Origin of the sequence: Colwellia sp. Arc7-D (assembly GCF_003061515.1) — a bacterium.
Taxonomy (GTDB): Bacteria; Pseudomonadota; Gammaproteobacteria; order Enterobacterales; family Alteromonadaceae; genus Cognaticolwellia.
The window spans coordinates 1,585,730-1,605,783 of the sequence record NZ_CP028924.1 but is presented as its reverse complement, the minus strand read 5'-3'; the positions used below and the strand labels follow the sequence as shown (position 1 = coordinate 1,605,783).

The window sequence follows — 20,054 nt, the reverse complement described above, 5'->3', positions numbered from 1 at the left end:
ACTTACTTCTTATATTTTTAACACATAATATGGTTAGGGATATTGGGGCTAGTCAATCGCCAACCCAGAATGTCTATTTACTTGTTGGCTCACGCCACTTTGCCAAACACTTTGGCTACTGGCGATGCTTAAATGTTTTTTCGCTCGAGTAATGCCAGTATATAATAATTCGCGCGACAATAATCTATTGTCTTTTTGCTCTGGCAGCACCATTGCAACATGGTCAAACTCACTGCCTTGGGTTTTATGAATAGTCATCGCGTATACCGTTTCAAACTTAGGCAAACGCGAGGGTAAAATCCAATCTAACCCACCCTTTGCATTCTCAAATACCGCCATTAAATGCCCTTGGGTATTACGCCAAAGTACGCCAATATCGCCATTATAAACGCCTAAGCGATAGTCATTTTCGTTGATCATGATCGGCTGCGCAGCATATAAATGAGTATTTGATTCAAAGCGGTTAAATGGAATAGCACCTTTATTACGTAAAATATCAATCACTAAAGCATTCAGACTTTCAACACCTTGCGGGCCTTTGCGAGTTGACGATAAAATTCTAAATTTTGCCAATAACGCGAAAGCCTCTTCAACCTTTTTACATTGAAACAGGCCCAAGTAATATTGTTCAACAAGGGGAGCTAACCAGGTTTCAATGCTGCCTGATAATAATGTTAACTGTTTGTCTTTGCTAAGGCCTTGGTTTGGCGACGCATTATCTTGTGTTTCATTTTGCTTTAATAGCTGCCAACTTTCTTGGTATTGACCATTAATGACAAAATTCGCAATTCTGCCTATGCCACCCTCACCATCGAAACGGCGACTTTTTAGGAGAAATGTTACACAGTCGGCAGCACTGTACTGGCTGTTATTAGCTTCAGCTGTTTCAACTTTAGTGAGCGAGTTATAACCCGTTACTTGCGCTAAATATTGGTGATTTACGGCGCTATAACCTAGGTGAGGACGCGGCGCAAAATCGGCTAAAACACTGCCAACAGCAACTGAGGGTAATTGGTCGGCATCACCCAATAAAATAACCTTAGTTTTAGTCGGCAAGGCGCGAAAAATTCGTGTCATCATAGGTAAATCAACCATAGAGACTTCATCAATCAATAGAATATCAATGTTGAGTTGATTCTCTTGATGATGACGAAAGTTTACCTGATCGGGAATAACCCCCAATAGTCTATGAAGGGTTTTTGCTTGCTCTGGAATTAGGTCTAATATTTTGTCATCAATACTGCCGCGAAACGCTTTAACTGCACTGGTAATTGATTCAGATAATCGTTGTGCGGCTTTACCGGTAGGCGCAACTAAAGAAATATTTGGAATAGTAAAGCTATCGCTATTGTTACTTTTGGTGCGAGCAAGCATCAACAGTGCGGCAAGTAACTTGGTAACTGTATAGGTTTTTCCTGTACCTGGGCCACCAGCAATAATAGCAAAGTCTTTGTTAATGGCATTGGCAACAGCAACGGCTTGCCAATCAATTTCGCTAGGTTGAACATCGTTTAGTTGTGCTAAATCTGGAAACAAACTTCCGATGATGCTTTTAATATTGCCAACTTCATCAAGTGCCTCAATGCTATTATTTGAAGGTGCGTCTGATGCACTTTTTATGATTCGACGTTGGCGAACTACTTGTTTTAATTCTTGTTCAAATTGATAATAACGGCGCAAATACAACCGTTCATGACTACATACTATGGGTTGTTCAAATGCATTTTCATTATTTGGATCAGTCAACAGTAATTCAGCCACCAGTGCGGTGAGCGTATTTAAATCAGAAAATAAGAAGCCCTTAGTTTCTGAGTTACTTTCATTCATACCGGCAGTAAATAAGCGTTTTCCCGCCACTTGCGCAAGCGGCAAGCAACTATGACCGTCTCGTAAGCTTGCACTTAAGGCAATTAATAAGTGAAACCATTGCCGTTGCTTAATTTCTTGGTTCAGTTCTAGTAATGAAGTGCTATCAGGTTTAAAAATCAGACACTGGTTAATTTCTTTCGCGAAAAAATAATCTACGGCAACTAACCCATCTAATTGACGATTAGCATGTTGAAACGATGCATAAATAGTTTCTGATTGGTGAGTAACTTTGCTTTCGATGTTAATTACAGGTTCAGACATGCGTAGTTTCTCCTGCAAAAATACTGTCTAGTTGCTCTAATTCTTCGAGGGTAATTTGACGATAATAAACTCCGCACCCTTGATGTTCTTTTTGATCTGTCATGCCACGCAAATATAGATAATAAATACCACCAAAATGCTGCGCAGGATCGTAATCGGCTAACGCATATTTTAAATGTCGGTGCAGTGCTAAGGCGTAGATAAGATACTGTAAATCATAGTGACTTTTTTCAATATTTTGGCGCATTATCGCATCGTTATAGTCACTATATTCGTTACCTAAATGGCTAGATTTATAATCACAAACATAATATTTACCATCGGCTTGAAAGATTAAATCGATAAAGCCATGCATCATACCTTTTAGCTGTTGATACGATGGTAAATGTACACGATGTTGCTTTGCTCTACTGTTGCTGGTGTTAGTAGTGACTAGGTTGTTTCTATGTTTTGTCAGTAGTTTGGTTAAATCACTACTACTAGCAGAGCGCATAGGATAATAAAACTCTGTTTCACGCAAGGTATCTTGCGGTGCGAGTTGTTTTAATGACAAAGTATTATCAAGGTTAAGTGGCGTTTGTAACACGGCTTCTAACCACTCGACAAGCAGTGCTTGGCCCTGCTCATTCGGTGCACTATCGCTACTTTCAATTGGACTGTTGTTAACATTGCCTAACGTGTTTTGAACTGTAGTACTGTTATCATGATTGATATTGATATCGCCGTTGATAGCGCCATATTTTACCAACGGCCAATGGCAACTTTTTTGCCAATCTGGCGTAGAGAAATCAGTTTGCTCTAAAATGTCATGCAATAAGTTACCTGTTTGAGCGCCTTTGGTGAGAGAAAAACGCAGTTCAATGGCCTTTTTAGGTAACGTAAATAAATCAGCTTGTTCATCAGCAAACATCGCTTCTTCGGTGTCACGATCGGGTGCTGAAACACCATTATGACGTAAGTTTTTGCTCAAGGCTGAAAATGAACTTAACCACCAGTCGCGTTCAATTTTACCGTTGAATTTCGCCACAGTTGGTTCAGCTAAAACATTACATTTATCAGACATACTTTCAGTAGTTAATCTACCTAAGGTATTTTCTGCTAGCTTTGCCTCAGACAAGTTTGCTTTAGGTAAGTTTGCTTCGGGTAAGTAGTTATCTAACATTTCAAGCGCAACTTCGTCTGGATTGTCTTGTGCTAGTTGTTGCAAGCTTTGCACAATATCAGTTGCGGCTGACCATTTAAGCGTTTTACCTAAAGGTGATTTTTCAAAGTTGTCAAAAGCGGTGCTGAGAATATAACAACGTTTTTCGGCGCGTGTTACGGCAACATAAAGCAACCGAATCGCTTCTGCATAGGCTTCTGCTGCCATGCGAGTTTTAGCTTCTTCACTGCCATCAAGGCTATGATGAATAGCGCCGTTTTCGTCATGGTGCTCAATAAAAGTTACATTACGAGTGCCAAATTTAAGCGGGTCTTTATGACGCGTGGCAAACGGTACAAATACCACTGGGTATTCCATGCCCTTAGAGCCATGTTGTGTAATTATGCGGATCAGATTTTCATCACTTTCTAAACGTAGTTCAGCTTCAACTTCAGGGTTGTCTATTTGGCTTTGTTGTTCAAACCAAAACAGCAACTCTTGCGGTTGGCGATGTCGTTGGCTTGCCCCTTGTAGCAATTCAAATAAATGTAATAAATTAGTTAGTACTCGGTCGGCGTTACTGTTCGCACAGTTGCTGCTGGCATCACTCACATCGATATGAAAATGCTGATGCATTAACTGCAATGCCATACTGATAAAGCCTTTAAACTGCCATTCATTACGCAGCTTTTCAAAACTAATTTTTAATTGCTGCCATTGCTGCTCGTCGTGCTGCAACTGCAAAAGTTTATCGCGATTAAAGCCCATTAACGGGCTGGCTAATGCGGCAGTATATAATCGATCATTCTCTAAAAATAAAATACCTTTTAACACTTGTAGTAAATGTTTGGTTTCGTCGCTCTGCAATAAATTAGCGCGATTACTCATAAATACACTGGCTAAACCGCACTCATTTAAGGCAAATTTAATGTCTGCCGCTTCAGTGCCATCGCGCACCAATAGCGCGATATCGCCACTGGCCATTTTAAGATCTGGGCACGCTAGCAAACGCACAATTTCATTGGCACACCAGGCGGCCATATTCGCCCGATAACTTTGCTTAACAGCCTTGTCTTTACCATCTTTACCTTTAGTTTCTGATTCGACATTAAAATGCACAAACTGCAAAGCGTTAAATTCATTATCTAAAAACACTTTCTCATGCGCTTTTGGTGAGGCTTTAACTGGTAAATAAGGAATTTGATAACCAAAAACATTCTTCGCTTCTTCTGATAATTTATTACCATAAAACAAACGATTGTAGCCGGTGATCATCGCCGCACTTGATCGCCAATTGGTATCCATTAACCATTGGTAATCACAATCATTGCGTGCTGAAAGATATGCAAAAATATCGCCACCACGAAAACCATAAATCGCTTGTTTAGGGTCGCCAATCATATACAACGCAGCACTTGGCTGATGATAATATATCGCTTTTAAAATCGAAAACTGCTGTGGGTCGGTATCTTGAAACTCATCAATAAGCGCAACAGGAAATTGAGAGAATATGCTGTTAGCTAAAACTTGTGTTGGTTTATTGCCAGGCTCTTGTCCAGAGTCATGCTCTTTTTCATTAGTTAGGCAATCATTTAACGTACTGATTAAATCGTCAAAGCCCATCACATTGGCTTGTAACTTTTTACGGATGATTTCAGTGCGTATATGGTAAATGCCTTTTCTGACTACCAGTAAAGCATGCGCGCGATTAAGTTGTTTGGCTAAATCAGGGTGTTGTTTTTTAACGGTGTTAACTGCAGTAAAAATCTCCACTAATTCACTTTTTACTTTTGATCGTGCATAACGTCTGCCATCAATAAAAGCGTCAGGCATCTTTCCATGCTGGCCTGTTACATTGGCTGATAACTCGGCAAGCCAAGTTAATAATATATCTAACTCTTGTTGACGTTTTTCACGATCAGCCCCTTTTTTAACATCAATTAACGACTCGGTTAACATAGCCTTATGTGCATTCAAACTCGTAATAGCCTGTTCAACTAACGCTTTAAATTCAACACTTATGTTAGCTGGGTCTTGCACGTTAAGTACATTTTGTGTCGATAACGCTTTAGAGAATTGATTAATAAAACTACCTGGCTCTGGCCAAAACTCAGTGACTAGCTTGAAGGCTTGATTGTTGTTTTCTGTATCTAATGCTAATACTCGATACCAATCTTGGCAGGCTTCTAAAGTAATATCTTGGGTGTCATTTTCCATTTGAGCATTAAAACTAATACCACTAGCAAAAGCATACTGATTTAAAACCCGTTTACAAAAACCATGAATAGTGAAAATAGCGGCTTCGTCGATATACAACAACGCTTGGCTTAAGCGTGCTTTTACTTCACGGCTACCAATATTTTTAGTGGCTAGGTTCGCGCTTAAACTTTTAAAGTAATCGTCGCTAACAATTAAACTGTCCCAGCTATGCAAACTTTCTCGAATAAAATCATCGATACGGCCACGAATTTCTTCTGTCGCATCTTTAGTGAATGTCATTACCAAAATTTGTTCAATCGGTAATTCTCGCTCTAATAATAAGCGTAAGAATATGCGGGTAATATTATGCGTTTTACCTGTGCCAGCACTAGCTTCAATTAAATGTTTACCTTGCAGCGCTATGGTATTAGCGTTTAAATTCTTCACTTTTTAGCTCCCTGCTTTGCGCTTGTTTTCACTGTTTGCAAGGCTTCAAACATTGGCTGATATAAGGTTAGTAATCTTGGCGATATATCGTCATATTCTGGACATTGAGACCAAAAATATTGTACATAAGGATCATCGCCCAACGCTTGAAAACTGTTACTGTCAGACCAAAACTGTTCAAATTGTGTTTGATCAAATACTTTGCTCTTACGTATTTTTTCAGCAAGGTCACCATTAAGTAACAATGCTTGATGCTGGCCTAAATAAAAGCTGGTCACTAAACGCAGTAATTGCCCTTTGGCATCTTCAATATCACTAAAATAGAACTGGCTAGGTTTCTGGCTTTTAGTGTCAAAGTAATAACCGTGAGTAGCGCAAATTTGGGAAAGAGTGTCAGCGTTTTCTTGTGCTTCATCCGTTTGTGCTATTTGAATAATTAACTGGTGTAAATATAGGGTAAATAGGTCTTTGGCTTTGGCACTACTGCTGCGATAAAACACCGCTTTGTTATCAACAAGAGTCAATTTGCTGCTCAGCGTAAGGCGTTTAGGTAGTACAGCTTTTAATATTGCCCATTCGTCATTTGAATACAAACCATCATCAAGCATATTTTGCTGAGTTAAAACAGCGCCTAAATCAAGTGTAATAAGACAATCAATCGGTTCAATAGTTAAGGCGTTATTTTGGGTTAACTCTGTGATGATGAACTGACTAAAGTTTTCACTGTCTTTTTGCCAACCGGCGATAAGATCATCAGTGCTTGGTAAATCAGGTAAATAGCCAGCAAGTTTGGCGCTAAGTAATATATCGTCACAACTTTGTTTACTTTGTTCAGGTGCTAAATAGTAATTGAGTAGCTCTTGCCTCAGCAAGTAACTATCGAGATGGTTAGGCACAAAAGGTTCTACGTCATTAATTAGTGTGTCTGTGTTATCTAGATATAAATAAAGTGCTTGTTGCGCATAATAACGTGCAGGATGCTGATAAAAACGAATAACATCATTAGCTGTTAAACTGTCTTCAATAATATCCTCGTTACTCGCTTCTATCTGTAATATGCTGTTTTCTTTAAAATTATGTTCAGAATTTCCCACACTTTTTGTTCGTCGTAAATTTAGCCAGTTGGCGTCAAAGCTCGCAAAACTATCGAGATAATTTTTCTCACTAAACGCCTGCATCGGTAATTGTCGAACCTGACCCAATCTATTACTTTCTGCTTCAGCATTTAAGCCGAGTAATTGCCATCCATAACCACGTGCAAGATATTCCATTAACTCTTTTAAAACTAACGATGGCTGTCGGTCTTTATTGTTTCGAATATTTTTACCTTGATAACTTAAGTACAAGGCTTGGCGTGCAGATATTAATGCTTCAAGGAATAAATATCGGTCGTCTCCTCTGCGTGATCTATCACCCAACTGCGCAGGTGTAGTGGTCATTAAATCAAAACTTAATGGTTGACGTTGGCGTGGAAATTCACCGTCGTTTAAGCCTAAAACTGCAATAATTTTAAAGGGAATACTGCGCATAGGTAGCATAGAGCAAAAGGTAACTTGCCCGATCATAAACTGTCGACCAGGATCTGGTTGACTAAAGTGGCTGTTTAAAAAGTCGCGAATAACCGCCAAACTTATTTCGTCATTATAATTGGCATGCTGACAATACTCGACTAACGACTCAACAGCGCTGCGCACAACATTCAAACCATTATCGTTTTCATCGTCGAATAGTTGCAGTAATAAATCAAACAAAAACTGTTGCCATTGTGTTGCAGTTCGCGCTTTTGACATATTAATAGCGGTTATTTGCAACTGCTCAATAATTAGCATTAGCTTGCCGAGAAGTTCGCTATCGCTTCCCTCAATGGTCGGTAATAGCATTTGGTTTTGGTAAATAACTCGATGATCAGCAAAAGCGAAACCTCGCATTAGACGTGATAAACCTTGTTGCCAAGTAAAGCTATCACTTGCGCCCTTTAAGTTTTCAGTTTGTTCGACTTCACTTTGTGCTAGTACTTGCTGTTTATGCGCTTTATCTAAACCCCAATGTACTGATGAAATTTCGAGCCAATGGGTAATTTTTTCAATGTCGTCTAAGTTGATAGCAAAGCGAGACTGCATAGCGGGCAAACGTAATAAAGCAATTAGGCTTGAGACTTGAAATCGACTATCAGGCAAGGTTAATAGCTGGGAAAATGCAGCAACTAAAGGCTCGGCGTCTTTACTTATACGATCAGCAATAGAACACGGCAGTGGTGGTACTTCGTCTGCAATATCTTGCCAACCACGAGTAAACACCGCATTAACATAGGGTGCATATTGCTCTACTTGCGGACACATCACTAAAACATCTTTCGGCGTTAAGCTTTTGTCTTGATTAAATTGGTGTAATAGCCAGTCATGTAAACCTTGAACTTCACGCAAAGCACTATGAGCGCTGGTAATTAAAATTGAGCCGTCTACTTTAGGCGCTTGGTGAGGACTTTTAGACTCGAGTGAACGCGCATCAATGAGGGAAAGAATATCTTGTTGAACACTCGCCAAAACACTGGCTTGTGCAATAGCTTCTGGGCTAGGGTTGGCTATATTTACATCACTTACCTCTTCATTTTTTAAGTCTGCTACTGCTGACTCAAACACTTCAATGTTGATGGTACTGTATTGATACAACAAGGCCATAAACTCTCGCCCTTGCTGACCTAAGTTGGCTAAAAGTGGATTACCTACTTGCTGGTTTATATCCGCTAAATCGTTACTTTCATCATTATCTATGCTCAACTCAGAGCTTTCTTGAGCAAACAAACCTAATTGCTGATTGTTTACAGCACTATTTTCATCATTTTTTATATTTTCTGTATTTTCGTCCGCTGAAAAGTCAGTACCTTTAATCCAAGCTTCAATGGCATTTTTTTCAGTAACCACATCGCCCCAATATGCGTAACACGGATTTAAATGGAAAAAGTGTACGTCTATTTTTTCACTCAAAGCATTAATAAACTCAAGCCAAAGAGGCGCCATGGCATTAATGCCAAAAAATGACAACCTGTGCGGTAACGCTTGCGCTTTTAATCTATCAGTATTGTTTAAGTTTTTTATTGCCAGCGCGACTAATTCACGCGGATTATAAGGTTGTTCACGTACCAGTAAGTGCCACAATTTACCTTGCCAAATAGCATTACTCTCTTCAGTGTGTTCATGCTCACCTGAAACAGCAGCACTCACTTGTTGATCAAAAGCTGGAAACTTACCTTGATGCCAATCGTCGATCCATTCAGGTCGAAATATTAAATATTGTTCGTATAAATCGGCAAGCTGACACGCCAACTGATAACGTTTTAACTGTTCAGCTTCGGTGTATTCTGCACTTTGTTTATTACTATCAAAGTTGTTTGGATTTGTCTGCCAATAATCACTTGCTACTTTAAACGCGTCATCATCAATCACTTCATTAGACGCTAATAAAGTATCAATACGCCAAGCAAGTACTTCACGGGAGTAAGGCGACTGCTCGGGCACGTCTTCATCACTGGCTAAATTTCGAATTAAGTTCCACAAAAATTGCGACGGTAAAGCATAGCGCATATTCATGCTGATACCGCGCTGTTCGGCCAGTGACATATTAAGCCAATGTTGCATACCAGCATTTTGCACGATTACGGTGTCTTGTGCGAAAACAGGAAGTGGGGAAAGTTGCTGAATTTTATCAAGCAATACTAACAAATTTTCCATTTTATTAGCGGGATAAAGATAGAACAAATGCGCGCCTTTTTAGCCATTTTTCTTATAGCTAAATTTAACCACATCAAGCCCGATAACACTAGCGGATGTTGTGCTATCGGTGTTGTATTTTATTGAAAAAAACGTATTTAAAAATTAAGAATGATCTATAGAGATATCATTTGGAAAAGGCTTGCCTTGATTCGTTTCCATTGCACTTTTAAGGCTCAGTAAAAAAACCGCCCACTTCGTACTACAATGTGCCATAAAATCTGAACACTCTTGCCAATTAGTATGACTAAAACGCACAAATGTTTGTACGCCATCAGTAGACAATTGAAAACTAATTTCAGTATTTACCCAAGCCTCAGGCATATTACCAGAATGTTGCCAACGCACAGTTTTATTTGGCTCCAGTTCGGTAACTTTAAAATCGGGACCGCCACCATTAAAACGAAACTTGATAATTGAACCAACGGAGCCCGCACCTGACACATCGTTAGTCCACCATTGCGTTAAACCTTCATTAGTGGTTAATGCTTGATATATTTTTTCAACTGAGGCTTTAATACCTACTCGATGACTTATTTCATGCATAATATTTTCCTACTTTTGAAAGGCACACTCAGTTTTAACTGACAATAATGTTACAACTATAGCGCGTTTATTAACTTATAGGATTAGTTTTTAGCCTCTCTGGTGCAATTGCCCACCATACAAACCAAACGAATAAAAACTGACATGGTAGACGAATATATAATAAAAGCGTTGATATGTTTGTATACTTTTCGGGGTGCAGAGCCATATGTATATTAGCCGGATAAACAGCGATGATTAATGCTATTAACCCATAGCCAGCTAATAACCGTGTTTGAGGAATTAAAATACCAATGGCACCTAATATTTCCAAAACACCACTAATAAGCACAAGTTCTTTATGGTATCCAAGGTAATCAGGCATCGCCTTGATAAAAAAATCAGCCATAACAAAATGTGCAATTCCGCCAGTTAGAAAAAATAAAGCAATGACTAAAAGTGGAATACGGGGCATCTATTTCTCTTCACAATTTGTTTATCATCATTGAGTATTCGAATAAGCCAGAACAACCATTCATTTTATAATTATTTTACAACAAAGCCTTACGCTTAATTATGGTTTTGCAGTTATGAGATTAACTATTGAATAAAAATAGGTACTTTCTGTTATCAATGTAAGAATCTTACTCTTGTAATAACCATTGAGTTTTTATAAAAACAGAAAGCACTTTAGCTACTTTTTTCGTTAAATGACTAAGGTATAAATCAATTAATCTAATACAGACAACTTCTTTTGGAGTTGCTTTATTTTTCTATTTTTATCTTTTATCTTTGCTTTATATTTGAAAACTTTATCGCTATCTTTCTGTTTTACCGCTTTATTGAGATCCGCTTCATATTTAGTAACTTCAGCTTTAGCTTCTGCAATATCTTCAATTAGCTCTGCTTTAAGCCCGTCGTTAGTACATTGCTCTTTCACTTTTTCAAGTGCTTTTGTTAATCGAGTGACTTTGGGCTTATTATCATGTTTATTTGCAATAATACGCTGATTTTCTATTTCACATACCTTCTTTTCACAACCCTTTAGCTTAGTACAGCTAGGAGATGCTATGGCTGAAGTAGACCAAGCAAAAAAAAGTACTCCTACCAAGGTCATGGTTGGAACAGTTAAGAACTTATTAGATATATTGCTCATATTAGATCTCCAAGGGCGTTAAATAGGGACAAATCTGTTAATTGATATTATCTGTTGATGATAGCACTCTAACCGCATTAATTTTTTTAAACAATAAAAACGTTTGTATTTAATTTCGATTAAAATATACCTTAATTAATTGCTTAAGGTTTTGATAAGCGCCCCACTCGTAGCAGAGTTAATCTGACTTATTACTTGAATGTGACTTGCTTATTACTTGGATCTAACTTGCTTAGTTCTGTAAGAAAAACCAGCTTAATCTCACCAATTTCATCACACTATTTTCTCAGCAAACAATTGAAACTATTAGCTTAAAACTTATTATTTTAAGCTTGTGATATTTGCAAAATCAATGGCTAAATACTTTTTCAAGTCATTCACATGCTCTTGCTTTATAAAGTCTTTTCTACAACAACAATAGAAGCTAGAGGTAAAGTTAATACCTAAATAATTAGCTAGCAAATTAAAGGGCGCGATAAAACATTCAGGTGCTTTGTTATCTTCGCCAGTGGCAAGTAAAGAACAACTTTTTCCTTTGAGTGCCCTTCCCAACGTTTTCTCGATGGTTAAAAGATCGGATAAACGATCAACAAACACTTTCATTTGAGCACTCATTGCGTACCAGTAAACAGGTGTTGCAAAAATTAAGTGGTCATACGTTATGAGTGTTTTAATCAACACTTTAAAATCATCATTTTTATTTCGATGCTGATAATCAAAAGCCGATATTGCATAGTCGCTTAGGTTAAACAAGTCACAGGTTTGATGCTCCATATATAAATGAGCTAACTGATGTGTATTACCTTGCTCTCGAGATGAGGCCAGTATAATCGCTGTTTTCATTAAACTGCCCTCGTTTTAACTGCATTTGTTTTAACTGCGTTTGTTAACATGACGATAAGTTAGGTTTTATTAAAGTTTGCTAGCTGAAGTTGCAAAGTTAGACGATTTAACGGTATAAAACTTACTGTAACGAGTTTAAAAACAACCTTGTTACAAGCACTTTAATGCCTCAATAATATCGTCAGGCTCAGAGCGTGTTCTATAATCAACATCAACATATCGCCATTTAATAATGCCATCACGCCCAATAACAAAAGTAGCAGGTATAGGTAAAACACTGCCATTTCCATTATTAATAACATCTAAATCAAGCTTGCGGTCTACACGCATATGTTCAGAAAGAAACTCAGGTACTTGCCAAGCCACACCATATTGCGCTGCAACTGTTGCATTTTGATCTGATAAAACATAAAACTCCATTGCGCTTATTTCATCTTTTGTCAGTGACTCATCAGGTACTTGTGGGCTAATGGCCACTAAATGGGCACCCAAAGCATGTATATCGCCTAATCGAGCTTGTAATGCTCTTAACTGTAGGTTGCAATATGGGCACCAACTGCCACGATAAAACGTTACAACAACCGGGCCATTTTTCAGTAAATCATCCAATGAAATTGATTTACCGTGTTGATTAGGTAAAACAAAACTAGTTGCTGTTTCACCAAGGTCCAGCGCTTCACTACCTTGTTGAAATACTTTTGCTTTAGCAATTATTTCATCAACTTCTTTCATAAACCCAGGATTCGCTTGTCGCCCGGCAGCAACCTTAGCAATAGTTTGTTGCTTTAAACTTGTCATGTAATTCCTTAAACGTAAAACTGATACCCCATTTTAAATGGAGCACTAACGGTGATTAAATAAAAGCGACAATCTTAAAATAAAAAGATAAACGCTTTGAGTAATAAGCTAATAATTAAAACAATTAATGTTATTTTTCAGAGATATTATGTCTTATTACTTAACAATAATTTGGTTTTTCCTTTGAGTTTCAAACCAAATAAAAAACGAAAAAGATTAAACGGTTTAATGATAAATAAACAAATCCCACAGGTAGTAATTAGGGATAAAAATAGTAGCGAAATAATTTTAATCAATATTGATGTTTGCCAATTGATGACATAAAAACCAATAACAACAATGACCGTTTGATGAAAAATATAAAACGGATAAATGAGTTCATTACTGAGTCGTAACCATTGAGGTGTTTTGTTCAAATAAAATTGGGCATAACCTAAAATAGTTAACAAAGCAGACCATGAAACTAAACAGCACACCAACCACCATATTGACCATCGAACATTTAAAGATAAAAAATCACTAAGATCAGGAGAATAATAATAGCCATAAAAAATTACCGTACTGATTAAAAGAATAATTAAATGATAAAGCCGATGTTCACAAACCCTTTGCCAAAGCTCCTTATTAGCAACAAATATCATTCCCGTAATAAAAAAGAACAAATAATAACTAGATGAAGACAAGTTTTCTATTTTGTTATCGTCGCTTGGAAAAAATAAAGAAAAGCTGATTTTTATCACAATGAGTAAACTAACGAATAAAAACAACCCACCTTTAAATTTGGTAAGTTTTATAATGTATTTAAACACTTTAGTACTAGCTTTAGTGTTTAAAAATGTATTCAGAGGAATAGCAAGTAAGGAGAAGACAATAAGGTATTCTATAAACCAAAGATGATTAGTGGATAAGTTAAGCACAAGTGAGGGATATGCTTGCCAAAATGACTCATATTGGCTGATATTTTCAATATAACTTTGTGGTGGAACAACGAATAAAACACCAACAATAAGTGGAATTAAAAGCCTTAACAACTTGTCTGAAGCAAATTTTTTAACTGATATTTTCGACAGCAAAATAACAGCACCAACACCAGAAATAAAAAATAAAGTAGGAAGCCTAAACTGCTCAAAATAAACCATCACATCATCAAGTAACTTACTCGATTCGGTATTCATGATATGCCAGTTATCACCATTAAACGGCATACAAACATGATGAATGAATACAGCAAATATGAGTATAACTCTTAGCCAATCTAATTCTGGTAGTCTTTGGTTATTTTTCAATTGCATTTTTAGTTCTATCCTTGAAACAACTAAGTACCCTCACCTATGAGTGCTAGGTGGTTTTTGGCGCAAACATAATAATGGCCATGCCAATTAAGGCAACTGTGCCACCAACAACATCCCAAAACGATGGTTTTATACCATCAACACCCCAAAGCCATAATATAGCGACAAAAATATATACACCGCCATACGCTGCATATACTCGACCAGCAGCCGTTGGATGCAAGGTTAAAAGCCAAGCAAACAAAGCAAGACTTGCTGCCGCAGGAATTAATAGCAATATACTTTTATCTTGTTTAAGCCATAGATAAGGCAAATAACAACCTACAATTTCAGCAACGGCTGTAAGCGCAAAAAGCGCGATGGTTTTAAGTTCAAACATTGAATGACCTTGATCTGGTGAATGTATTGGCCTAAATCTAAACGATTAATATATTCTGTTGAGGACATATTTACCTAGCCCAATAATTTTTTGTAATAACGTTTTAGCTTTCTTTTTTAATAGCTGATTTTACCACTTCACTCACAACTTCACCGGATGAACTTTCAATCCATACCTCTGAGCCATTTTTAGTTAATTTACCATTAACTTTGTAAAGTGCTCCGGCAACTGGCGTAAATTCAATGTCACCGGTCACTAGCATGTTATCACCAAACATTGCTTGTCCATCAGTCGCAAATTGAACAAACCCCGCAACGGTAATCGTTTGCGAAATCGCGGCAACATCTCTAGAAACCATAGTGGGTGTCATATTGAAGCCTCGGCCAGAGTTTACAACACGGGTTTTGTAACCGCTGTCTTCTATATATAAGCCATTAACTTTACTGACAATATAAAAATGGGCAGTTGAGCCTTCATGATTTGAAAAGGAATCTGAAATTGTACTTGTAGCACCCGAGTAGCCTTCAGGTAAGGGACTTTTAAATGAAACACAACCGGACAATAGAATTAAAGCAGTGATTAAAGTAATAAATTTTTTCAAGGTAATCTCCATATTTTTATTAGAATTTAACATTTAACATTTAACATTTAACATTTAACATTTTAAAGTAAGGCATAGTTCGTTTTTAACTTAAAGGGTAACTGATAAATCAGGCAAAAGTTGTCGCTAATATAATCAGTAAGACTAATATCATTGCAATCACTAAATGCTTGAAATTTTTACTGCCAAAAACTTTTAAATTCTTCTTCATGGCACTACACATCGCAGGTGTATATTTAACACCACAATGTCGACAGAAGTTATCACCAAAGGCGACCTTTTTATTACAATCAGGGCAATTATAAATGGCAGAATGAAATCGCTCGCCTGAACCAGATTCAAACCAATCAAAATCGTCCATGTTTATTCCATATAAAAAGTAGTATGTTAAAAATAATTGTTGTGTAGGCTGGTGTTATCCTAAAAAACAGTCTGTAATATTGCTTGAATAAACTAACCAATTTTATTGGCTAATTATTTTCCTACTTTGATTCATGTACTTTATGTAAATCAGTAATCCAAGGCTAAAATAAAGCACAACACCACAGAAAAAACCTATAGTATTACCTTCATAATAAGCACTGTAACCCTTAAGCCTAAACTCACCAGTTAGTAGAGTAAAAAAAGCAAAAAACCAAAAGAATGCGACGAGGTAAAGTAATCTATTTACCTTAGCAACTTTGCCGTTTAATTTAATTTCATCAGCTACTTTAGGATCATTTTGTTTAAGTGTTATTTGCTCACAAACCTGTTTATACCTTTCAGGATAAATAACTTTATCGATGTGACTTTCAACATCGATTAACTCATCTAAAGTATACGTTGAGTAATTAGGTTCCATTTTTCCTATTAACTAGCCTTTAATTTCCGTTAAAGCAAAGCAGGCCATTATCATTTTTAAAATGATAATGGCCTTTCAAATTACATACGCTCGATTCTTTTTATCATAATGAATTAAATATATTTATTCTTGGCTCTGTTTTGTCGAAATAACTCGCAAATAAATAGCACCTAAAACAGCCGCAACTACAGAGCCAATTAATATCGCGGTTTTGGCATATTGTAATTGCTCTGGTTGTCCGTCAAATCCCAACATGGCAATAAAAGTAGACATGGTAAAACCAATCCCCGTTATTAGCGAAGCACCTATAACATGTTGAAAGTTAACGCCACTAGGTAAGCTACCCAATTTATAACGCAGAGCTAACCAACAAGCACCAGAAATACCAATAAATTTACCTAGTACTAAGCCAGAAATAATACCTAAACCAACCGGGCTTTGTAAGCTCGCGCCAAAGGAGCTGAAACTGACTACAACACCCGCGTTAGTTAAAGCAAACAAAGGCAAAATAAATAATGAAACAGGCAAATGCAATGCACCTTCCCATCGGCGCAGTGGCGTACTGGCTTCTTCAGCTACATCGCGCACTTTTAATATTTCATCGTGATCATCTTTATTACCGAGCACATCAACCGATTGTGGTTTTTTCTCGATTGATTTAATAATTGATTTTGCTTTTTTGACTAACTTACCTGATGCAACTTCTGGTCTAGCAGGTACCGTTAAGGCAATGGCTACACCGGCAACAGTAGGATGGACTCCCGTTTTGAGCATAAGAAGCCAAGTAATAATACTAATAACAATATAAAACAACGGTTGTCGTACACCAGCATAATTAGCAATGGCTAAAAAAGCGACGAGAGCAAATGCGCTCGACAGGTACATTACAGAAATTTGCTCTGTGTAGAAAATTGCAATAACCAGTATTGCCCCAACATCGTCAACTATGGCAAGTCCAACAATAAACGCTAAAAGACTGGCAGGTATGTGTTTTCTCACAATAGTAAGCACACCTAAAGCAAAAGCGGTGTCAGTGGCCATGGGAATACCCCAACCGATTTGTGAGTCTAGGGAGTAGTTAAACATAGAATAAATTAATGCTGGAGAGATCATACCGCCCAAAGCACATAAAATTAGCATGCGACGATTTTCAGGTTGAGCTAAATCACCTACCAATACTTCGCGTTTTATTTCTAGGCCCAGTAAAAAGAAGAAAATCACCATTAGGCCATCATTAATAATGTGCTTGAGTGAGGCTTTAAATTCAAAATCGCCAAAAAGCAAACCAACGGGTGTGTGCACTAAATTCACATAACTTGCTGAATAAATAGAGTTCGCCCACCATAATGCAACAATGGTGGACATTAGAAGAAACAAACTTGAAGTTGTTTGGGCACGAATAAAACTGGAGAATTGTGGCTGAATATTTTCTAAACCACGCTCTAATACATTTTTATCATTGTCAGACATCGAGTCTCCTCACTTCATTGATTTAAGTTAGTGTTTAAAAAAAACATTGGTAGTCATATAAGGTCAAAGTACTAACGATTAACACAACCTTAATATTTATTAGTTTAACAATATCATAGCTATGCAAATTTTAAAGTTTCAAGGGCTGTGCAAAAAACAGTCAAATATTAAATTTGTTTATTAAAATGTACGACAACAAGTATAGTTTAGCTAAAATCAAACAGGAACAGTGTTGTTTTTAGCGATAATACTTAATCCTTTACCTTTACCTTTACCTTTACCTTTACCTTTAATTAATACTTAATTTAGCTAACCATAATTGCCAGCGCAAACGCCGATAGCTTGTTTGTAATTTTGCTAAATGATTATTGTATGCTTGTTGGCTTATACCATCAAAACTTTGATAAGCTAATTGTGTAAACCCTCTTGATATTATTGAAAAATCTTCAGATAAATCAGGCTGTGTTTTAGCAATAAAATCGTCAAACTGTTGCGCTGTCATTGACTTTACTTTCGCGAGATTATGTTGTGCTAATAATGCTAATGTTTTTAAATAAAGTGCCTTGATTTTATCATCAGTTCGCTGCTTTACTTTCACTGACTTATAAACATAAACGAATAAAGCAATTACGATTAAAGTCAGTATAAAATAGAATATATTTTTACCTTCTTTTAAACTAGCTAGCAGCTTTGCCATTACACGTGATTGCTTTTGGCCTGTGTAACCAATAACCCATCGAGTCCATTGATAGTCAATGGCGTCAATTTGCATTTTGAGTTGTTTATACCACCACATTGACCGTAAAGCTTGCATCGAGAAAAGTCCCGAAGATAAATGGTTGTACTCCTGCATTAAATTGTTTGAAAATCCGCTTTCTACACGTTCAGGATCTACCGCTGCTGTTGGATCAACTCGCTGCCAACCACTTTCAGGAAGCCATACCTCAGACCAAGCATGGGCATTGCGCTGATATACACTTAAATAATTACCACTAGAATTGAATTCACCACCCAAATAACCCACAACCATGCGAGCTGGAATACCAGCGGCGCGCATTAAATAGGTAAATGAGCTGGCATAATGTTCACAAAATCCTGCCTGTGTATCGAAATAAAATTCATCTAAACTATTATTATTTAACCGTGGTGGTTGAAGAGTGTAAAAGTAATCCTTTTGATTGAATTCAGCTAACACATGATTAATTAACTGACTGTCGTCACTGTATTGCTGACGCAATTGTTCGCCTTTAGCTAGCAACTTGGGGTTATTGTCGCTACTTAATGTCAAATTCAATGCACGGCTTTCTTGCGTTAACTTCGGCGCCAGTATCGCTTCAGGGTAACTCGTCACTTGATAACTTAATGTTTGACTAATAATGCCACGATAAAACAAAGCATAATCATTTCTTTGTGCGATATTTCCTTGTTCACTAGTCGCGAAATCAAGTGCAAATAACCAAGATTGAAAACTTGGTTCTGCAATAACTTGATAACTTAAACCCGTTCCATTTATCTCAACATCTGTCGAACTGTTAGCATGGCTAATACTTGCTGAGCCATGTTCATGATTATTCTGTTGTCCTTTTTTACGCCCTCCTTGTCGCCAAGTTACGCCGTCAAAATCGTCTAAAACCATGGCACGCCAATACAACTGAGCATGTTTAGGATTATTATTTTGAAAACTCACCCTAAAGGCCAATTCATCAGACAAAGCTAACTGTGCAATATCACCAATTTTTACACTGTCAGACAAACCTACCTTTGCTGATTCAACATTAGGCACTTGCCAAAATGGACTTAATTTGGGGAAAGTTACAAATAAAATGACCGCTAAAGGCACTGAAAAAACACTGAGCTTTGCTAATAATTTAGCCTGCACAGAAACCTGTAGAGTCGGAGTAAATAAATTAATTAAAATCCAGAAATTTCCTAGCACTAAAATTATAACCGCGATTGAAAAGTAGATAGATTGGATAAAAATTAAGGATGAGGTAGCCACAAAAATACCTAACACAACCAGTTGATATAAATCTTTACGACTCGTTATTTCAAACATTTTTAAACTATAAGCAAAGCATAATAAGTGGATCATACTGAGTAACAGGCCTAACGTTTGCCCTGCAACAGCAATAGCCACACTACCTGACACTGCTAATAATAAGATTAGCCAAGACGGTAATATTTTAGGTGCGCTATATAAAATTAAAGCTTGGTTTGATATTGAGCTCGCTTTACGAGATGCTCTAAAGTGAACTGTAAACTGCAGTATTAAGGCAAAAAGGGCAAAGAGTAAATAAGCTACGTTAAATTGTTGCACTAGGGTTAAAAGGTTAAGCAGTTGAAAAAATAATAAGCCAAAATACATTTTACTATTGAGCTTAAGTTTATGCTCAACAATCACCTTTAAACCTTTGCTAGCTTTAGGTTTTTGTTTAAGAGTTTGTATCGTGGTTTTAATCATTATG

At 37.1% G+C, this 20,054-nt stretch carries 15 protein-coding genes; all 15 read right to left on the bottom strand.

What is annotated here, in order from left to right:
• Window positions 1-48 precede the first annotated feature (48 nt).
• On the bottom strand, window positions 49-2,130 hold the full coding sequence (gene recD, locus DBO93_RS06915; protein WP_108455662.1) for an exodeoxyribonuclease V subunit alpha: 2,082 nt from the start codon (window positions 2,128-2,130) through the stop codon (window positions 49-51).
• A complete protein-coding gene (recB, locus tag DBO93_RS06910) occupies window positions 2,123-5,917 on the bottom strand; it encodes an exodeoxyribonuclease V subunit beta (RefSeq protein ID WP_108455661.1) in 3,795 nt (1,264 codons plus the stop codon). Before recB ends, recD begins: the two co-directional genes overlap by 8 nt.
• Complete coding sequence (gene recC, locus DBO93_RS06905; protein WP_108455660.1) at window positions 5,914-9,672, bottom strand: exodeoxyribonuclease V subunit gamma; 3,759 nt, start codon at window positions 9,670-9,672, stop codon at window positions 5,914-5,916. Before recC ends, recB begins: the two co-directional genes overlap by 4 nt.
• A 117-nt stretch (window positions 9,673-9,789) precedes the next feature.
• The gene (locus tag DBO93_RS06900; protein WP_108455659.1) at window positions 9,790-10,230 is read right to left on the bottom strand and encodes an SRPBCC domain-containing protein; all 441 of its coding nucleotides are present in this window, start codon (window positions 10,228-10,230) and stop codon (window positions 9,790-9,792) included.
• 70 nt (window positions 10,231-10,300) lie between these two features.
• A complete protein-coding gene (locus tag DBO93_RS06895) occupies window positions 10,301-10,684 on the bottom strand; it encodes a DoxX family protein (RefSeq protein WP_108455658.1) in 384 nt (127 codons plus the stop codon).
• A gap of 255 nt (window positions 10,685-10,939) precedes the next feature.
• On the bottom strand, window positions 10,940-11,365 hold the full coding sequence (locus DBO93_RS06890; protein WP_108455657.1) for a DUF1090 domain-containing protein: 426 nt from the start codon (window positions 11,363-11,365) through the stop codon (window positions 10,940-10,942).
• 321 nt (window positions 11,366-11,686) lie between these two features.
• On the bottom strand, window positions 11,687-12,208 hold the full coding sequence (locus DBO93_RS06885) for an NAD(P)H-dependent oxidoreductase (RefSeq protein WP_108455656.1): 522 nt from the start codon (window positions 12,206-12,208) through the stop codon (window positions 11,687-11,689).
• A gap of 150 nt (window positions 12,209-12,358) precedes the next feature.
• A complete protein-coding gene (locus DBO93_RS06880; RefSeq protein WP_108455655.1) occupies window positions 12,359-13,006 on the bottom strand; it encodes a peroxiredoxin-like family protein in 648 nt (215 codons plus the stop codon).
• Window positions 13,007-13,152: 146 nt separating this feature from the next.
• Complete coding sequence (locus DBO93_RS06875) at window positions 13,153-14,298, bottom strand: acyltransferase (RefSeq protein ID WP_108455654.1); 1,146 nt, start codon at window positions 14,296-14,298, stop codon at window positions 13,153-13,155.
• A 46-nt stretch (window positions 14,299-14,344) separates the two neighbouring features.
• Window positions 14,345-14,677 carry a YnfA family protein gene (locus tag DBO93_RS06870; RefSeq protein WP_108455653.1) on the bottom strand — a complete coding sequence of 111 codons (333 nt, stop codon included), beginning with the start codon at window positions 14,675-14,677 and terminating at the stop codon, window positions 14,345-14,347.
• A gap of 103 nt (window positions 14,678-14,780) precedes the next feature.
• Window positions 14,781-15,278, bottom strand: a complete 498-nt coding sequence (locus DBO93_RS06865) for a membrane lipoprotein lipid attachment site-containing protein (protein ID WP_108455652.1) — start codon at window positions 15,276-15,278, stop codon at window positions 14,781-14,783.
• Window positions 15,279-15,387: 109 nt separating this feature from the next.
• Window positions 15,388-15,639: a hypothetical protein gene (locus DBO93_RS06860; protein WP_108455651.1), complete on the bottom strand. Its 252-nt coding sequence runs from the start codon at window positions 15,637-15,639 to the stop codon at window positions 15,388-15,390.
• A gap of 102 nt (window positions 15,640-15,741) precedes the next feature.
• The gene (locus DBO93_RS06855; RefSeq protein WP_108455650.1) at window positions 15,742-16,119 is read right to left on the bottom strand and encodes a hypothetical protein; all 378 of its coding nucleotides are present in this window, start codon (window positions 16,117-16,119) and stop codon (window positions 15,742-15,744) included.
• A gap of 123 nt (window positions 16,120-16,242) precedes the next feature.
• Window positions 16,243-17,589, bottom strand: coding sequence for a Na+/H+ antiporter NhaA (gene nhaA, locus DBO93_RS06850; protein ID WP_108455649.1), 1,347 nt, complete (start codon window positions 17,587-17,589; stop codon window positions 16,243-16,245).
• A 289-nt stretch (window positions 17,590-17,878) separates the two neighbouring features.
• Window positions 17,879-20,050, bottom strand: coding sequence for a DUF3488 and transglutaminase-like domain-containing protein (locus DBO93_RS06845; RefSeq protein WP_108455648.1), 2,172 nt, complete (start codon window positions 20,048-20,050; stop codon window positions 17,879-17,881).
• Window positions 20,051-20,054: the final 4 nt, after the last annotated feature.

Excerpts from the sequence above, each read along its gene's own strand:
- DBO93_RS06890 (WP_108455657.1), bottom strand. The coding sequence starts at position 11,365 with ATGAGCAATATATCTAATAAGTTCTTAACTGTTCCAACCATGACCTTG.
- DBO93_RS06860 (WP_108455651.1), bottom strand. The coding sequence starts at position 15,639 with ATGGACGATTTTGATTGGTTTGAATCTGGTTCAGGCGAGCGATTTCAT.
- recD (WP_108455662.1), bottom strand. The coding sequence starts at position 2,130 with ATGTCTGAACCTGTAATTAACATCGAAAGCAAAGTTACTCACCAATCA.
- DBO93_RS06885 (WP_108455656.1), bottom strand. The coding sequence starts at position 12,208 with ATGAAAACAGCGATTATACTGGCCTCATCTCGAGAGCAAGGTAATACA.
- DBO93_RS06855 (WP_108455650.1), bottom strand. The coding sequence starts at position 16,119 with ATGGAACCTAATTACTCAACGTATACTTTAGATGAGTTAATCGATGTT.
- DBO93_RS06870 (WP_108455653.1), bottom strand. The coding sequence starts at position 14,677 with ATGTTTGAACTTAAAACCATCGCGCTTTTTGCGCTTACAGCCGTTGCT.
- DBO93_RS06845 (WP_108455648.1), bottom strand. The coding sequence starts at position 20,050 with ATGATTAAAACCACGATACAAACTCTTAAACAAAAACCTAAAGCTAGC.
- DBO93_RS06875 (WP_108455654.1), bottom strand. The coding sequence starts at position 14,298 with ATGCAATTGAAAAATAACCAAAGACTACCAGAATTAGATTGGCTAAGA.
- DBO93_RS06880 (WP_108455655.1), bottom strand. The coding sequence starts at position 13,006 with ATGACAAGTTTAAAGCAACAAACTATTGCTAAGGTTGCTGCCGGGCGA.
- DBO93_RS06900 (WP_108455659.1), bottom strand. The coding sequence starts at position 10,230 with ATGCATGAAATAAGTCATCGAGTAGGTATTAAAGCCTCAGTTGAAAAA.
- nhaA (WP_108455649.1), bottom strand. The coding sequence starts at position 17,589 with ATGTCTGACAATGATAAAAATGTATTAGAGCGTGGTTTAGAAAATATT.
- DBO93_RS06895 (WP_108455658.1), bottom strand. The coding sequence starts at position 10,684 with ATGCCCCGTATTCCACTTTTAGTCATTGCTTTATTTTTTCTAACTGGC.